Genomic DNA, 850 nt, shown 5'->3' on the forward strand with positions numbered 1-850 from the left:
AGAAACTGTACCCCTCCAAAAACTTATAGATTTATTATCTTCTGTGCATTAGAAAAAGAAGCTGAAGCGTATAGTCAACTTGATTTTGATATTGGTGCAACTAATTGTGATTACGGAATAAACAGTAGAACAATTAAAATACACGACGATGAAGGTATTATTATCGTTCCGCCCAGAATGGGCTTAGTTCATGCGGCTATAACATGTTCAAAAGCAATTTCTCTTTATGACCCTGAAGTTATATGCATGAGCGGAATTTGCGCAGGCATCAATAGCCAGGCAAATATATATGATGTGATTATTTCTGAAATGTGTCATCAACACGACTCAGGGAAGTGGACCTCTAATGGATTTACACCTGTTCCTTACGCTATTCAACTGCAACCTAAAGTTCAAGCCCAAATTAATCAATTAATAAAGTCTAAGAGCTTTTATGATTCTGTAAAAGAAGGAATCACCCTTCAAAAAAACGAATATCCACCAGATGCGAATGAACTAACCTTTAATATTGGAATATCACCAACTTCAAGTGGTAGCTCTGTAGTAGCATCTAGTGAAGCCCATGAAGAAATAAAAGCGCAACACTTAAAAGAAAAATCTTTTGATATGGAATCTTATGCTCTTTATGAAGCAGCGCGGCAGGCCTCGGAGAATTTAAAGTTCTTTAGTGCAAAATCTGTAGTCGACAATGGCGACGAAATGAAAGACGATAGTTTTCATAGAGTTGCAAGCATAATTTCAGCCAAAACTGTGTTTAATTTACTATCAGCGATTTTAAAAAATAAATAGTCAACTTTGAGAGTGTTTTATTCTCACTTAAAGTAAAACCTAAGAGAAGATAATGGAAAAC

At 35.4% G+C, this 850-nt stretch carries 1 protein-coding gene; it reads left to right on the forward strand.

The genetic code is table 11. From position 1 onward, the window contains the following. The coding region (locus GQR46_RS20185) for a 5'-methylthioadenosine/S-adenosylhomocysteine nucleosidase (RefSeq protein WP_165742307.1) at positions 1-789 on the forward strand (789 nt) is incomplete at its 5' end. Positions 790-850 lie beyond the last annotated feature (61 nt).

The sequence above is a fragment of the Pseudoalteromonas sp. Z1A6 genome, from assembly GCF_011378745.1.
GTDB classification, from domain to species: domain Bacteria; phylum Pseudomonadota; class Gammaproteobacteria; order Enterobacterales; family Alteromonadaceae; genus Pseudoalteromonas; species Pseudoalteromonas arctica.